At 70.9% G+C, this 3,077-nt stretch carries 3 protein-coding genes; 2 read left to right on the forward strand and 1 reads right to left on the reverse strand.

Features of this window, described 5'->3' with window-relative positions; genetic code table 11:
- Together AB1609_13530 and AB1609_13535 are read left to right on the forward strand one after the other, a co-directional pair.
- Positions 1 to 703, forward strand: a 703-nt coding sequence (locus AB1609_13530) for a hypothetical protein (GenBank protein MEW6047481.1), incomplete at its 5' end; no start/stop codon positions are given.
- 179 nt (positions 704 to 882) lie between these two features.
- On the forward strand, positions 883 to 2,193 hold the full coding sequence (locus AB1609_13535) for an adenylosuccinate synthase (protein ID MEW6047482.1): 1,311 nt from the start codon (positions 883 to 885) through the stop codon (positions 2,191 to 2,193).
- Here AB1609_13535 and AB1609_13540 read toward each other — a convergent pair.
- On the reverse strand, positions 2,177 to 2,824 hold the full coding sequence (locus tag AB1609_13540) for a thymidine kinase (protein MEW6047483.1): 648 nt from the start codon (positions 2,822 to 2,824) through the stop codon (positions 2,177 to 2,179). The genes AB1609_13535 and AB1609_13540 overlap by 17 nt on opposite strands.
- Positions 2,825 to 3,077 lie beyond the last annotated feature (253 nt).

Genomic DNA, 3,077 nt, shown 5'->3' on the forward strand with positions numbered 1-3,077 from the left:
CGACGCCGGCACGCCCGCCGGACGTTGGGAACTCCTGGCGCTCACCATCCTGATGGGAGCGCCGGTGCGCCGTGCCAGCGTGGAGGAGACCTTTTGCGAACTGCGCCGGGCGGGGCTGCTGGACATCCGGGCGGCGGCGGCCGCGCGGCCCGACTGGTGCGAGGCCGTGGACCGGGTCATGGCGCGCTCCTACCGCGGGCCGGTGCGGAAAGATCTCCAGCGGCGGCGCCTCGCCGGCGCCGCCCGGGCCCTGCTGGAGCGCTGGCACGGCGATCTCAACAACCTTTACGCCGAGGCCGGGCGATCCCCGGAGCAGGCCGTCCGGCAGCTCCGCCGCTCGTTTGTGGGGATCGACCGGCTGGCGTCGTGGCTGGTCCGGGAACTCGGGCGCCTCGGCGCCTGGCCGGGCGCACACCGGCATCCCGCGGCGTTTTACGCCGACGAACACCTCAGGCAGGCGGCAGCCAGACTGAGGCTGGCGGCACCGCCGTTCCGCGGGGGCGAACTGGAAGCCCTCGTGCAGCGCCACTTCGGCGGGGACAGCAGCATCCTGTCCGGCCACGGCCGGGAGTTGTGCGCCACGCAAAACGTGGGAGTCTGTCTGAGCCGTTGCCCCGTGGCGCGGCACTGCAATGGCTGGGGCGGCCTGGCCTTCAAGCGAGACACCGGTGAAGAGGCCGGTGGGAGTTCGACAGGTTCTTGAGAACCTGCGGAAGGCGTCGCTTTGTGGCGAGGCTCTTCCGCCAGCCTCGATAACGAGGCGGGTCGAATCCGACCGGCATTCACCGGTGTCTCGAAAGGTATTGTGGCCGTTCGGTGGGGAATTAACCGCGCGAGGGCAGATCGGGGCGCGACCATTTCGTGGAGGTGGGGGTCGGCAACATGCCGGCGCTGGCAGTCGTTGGTGCGCAGTGGGGCGATGAGGGCAAGGGCAAGGTGGTGGCGTACCTTGCCGGCCGTGCCGACGTGGTCGCACGGTATGGCGGCGGAGCCAACGCCGGCCACACCGTCGTGCTGGAGGGCCAGGAGTTCCGGCTTCACCAGGTGCCGTCCGGGATTCTCTTCGGGAGAACGCCGGTGGTGGGCAACGGCGCCGTCATCGACCCGCCGCGGCTGCTCGAAGAAATGGCCGACCTCGAGCGGCGCGGCGTCGACACGAGCCGCCTGCGCCTGAGTGACCGCGCGCACGTCGTCATGCCCTACCATCACCTGCTGGACCACCTCCAGGAACAGGCCAGGGGCCTGCGCGCCATCGGCACGACGGGACTCGGGATCGGGCCGGCCTACACCGACAAGGCCGGGCGAGACGGGATCCGCCTGGCGGAGCTGCTTGACCGCAGGGCGCTGGCGGCGCGCCTTGGCGACATCCTGCCGCGCAAGAACCGCTTGCTGGAGCAGCTCTACGGCCAGCCCCCCCTTGACCTCGACGAACTGGTCGAGCGGTACGGGGCGTACGGCGAGAAGCTGCGGCCGATGGTAACGGACACGGCGCGCCTGCTCCGGGAGGCGCTGGACAGGGGGCAGCGGGTGCTGCTCGAAGGCGCGCAGGGGACCCTGCTCGACCTGGACTTCGGCACCTATCCCTACGTGACCTCGTCGTTCACCACGGCGGCGGGGGCGCCCCAAGGGCTCGGAATCCCGCCGTGGCTGGTTCGAGGCGCGGTGGGGGTCATGAAGGCCTATGCGACCCGGGTGGGCCACGGGCCGTTCCCCACGGAGCAGCCCAACCGCATCGGCGACTACCTGCGCGAGCGGGGGCGGGAGTACGGGACAACCACCGGCCGGCCGCGGCGCTGCGGGTGGCTTGACCTGGTGGTGGTGCGTTGGGCCGTCGAGGTCGGCGGGCTCACGGGCCTGGCGGTCACGCTGCTGGACGTGCTGAGCGGCCTCGACGAGGTGAAGATCGGCGTGGCCTACCGCACGCCCGGCGGCGAGCGCATCGACCGCTTCCCGGCGCGCCTCGACGTGCTGGAAGGCTGCGAGGCCGAGTACGAGACGCTCCCGGGCTGGCGAGAGGAGATCCGGGTCTGCCGCCGCTTCGAGGAACTGCCGCAAAACGCCCGCCGATACCTTGCCCGCATCGAGGAACTCACCGGGGTTCCCGTGCAGATCGTCTCGGTGGGGCGTTCGGCAGAGGAGACCATCGAGCGCGCCGACCCCTTCGCCAGCCTCTCTTTCAGCCAGGCAGGGTGACCTGACCGCGAAGGCTCCCCGCCGGGTTCTGGCCTGCCGCCGTCCGCTTCTCGTGGCCAGCCTTCACATCGGCAGGGTTCACCCAGCAGGCCAGGCAGCGCGGTTCATAGGAGTCCGCCCCGCCGATGACCACCAGCTCCCCGAGGCCGGCCGGCTCGCCGCCCACGAGGCGCTGGGTGCGGGTGGCATCGCGCCCGCACTTGACGCACACGGCCGAGAGCTTGACCACTTCGTCGGCAAGCGCCAGCAACACCGGCATATCGCCAAACGGCATGCCGCGATAGTCCAGGTCGAGGCCCGCCACCACGACCGAGTAGCCGGCCAGCAGGAGCTGCTGGGCCACCGGCACGAGCCCCTCGAGAAACTGCGCCTCGTCAACGGCCACGAGCCCGCCCGGCGGGATGAGGCGCTGGGCTTCCAGCACCTGCGAGGCCGTGGCGACCGCGACGGCGTCAACTTCCAGGCCGTCGTGGCTCCTGACCGTGGCCGAGCGGGTGTCGAGCGCCGGCTTGAACAAAACGACGGGAACCCGGGCGCGCTGCGAACGGCGCACCCGGCGCAGGAGTTCGGTGGACTTACCGCTGAACATAGGGCCGCAGACGACAGCGAGCCTTCCTGGCCGTTCTGGCATGGTAGGGTGCTTTACCTCCTGTGTGAGGGTTCCTCCAGGATCGGTAGGCTCAAACCCTCCGGGCGTGCCGGGCCTTTGGGAGGCCTTCCAGCGGGTCGAGAGGGTTGTCATCCACCCACGTGCCTGCCTGTGCCGCGGCGCGGTTCCGGAGCCGGTTCCCCGCCATTCTATCGGCAAAACCCGACAGGTCGCAAGAACACCCGGCACCCTCACGGGCAGGAGAGCCCGGCCCTGCCCGCCACGGGAGCCGGGG

The organism is Bacillota bacterium (assembly GCA_040754675.1).
Classification (GTDB): domain Bacteria; phylum Bacillota; class Limnochordia; order Limnochordales; family Geochordaceae; genus Geochorda.